This is a genomic window from Acinetobacter johnsonii, from assembly GCF_048551975.1.
GTDB classification, from domain to species: Bacteria; Pseudomonadota; Gammaproteobacteria; order Pseudomonadales; family Moraxellaceae; genus Acinetobacter; species Acinetobacter johnsonii_A.
In genome coordinates, this window is record NZ_JBIMCF010000342.1 from 1 (window position 1) to 243 (window position 243).

1 pseudogene is annotated in these 243 nt (G+C 35.4%); it reads left to right on the forward strand.

The window, feature by feature from the left end:
- Nucleotides 1–224: pseudogene (locus ACG9ZB_RS17740) on the forward strand (IS4 family transposase); the annotation flags it as partial.
- Nucleotides 225–243 lie beyond the last annotated feature (19 nt).

Below are 243 nucleotides of genomic sequence, written 5' to 3' on the forward strand. Positions count from 1 at the left end.
TAAGCTTCTGTTGGTGTTACTTAACGGGTGAATGGCAACATAATCAAAAAAAAGCGATAAAAATAAAGAAGCATGGACGACTCTCAATGAGTTTATTCCGCTATGGTTTAGACTATGTTCAAATGGCGATTCAGCGTTTAATTGGTTTTGGGAAAAAAGAAGAGTTTAAGGAAATTTTGGCAATTTTAAGAAAGCAGAATCCTGATAGGATAAGGGTTCTGTGAAATTTGTCGTGTACAGAGA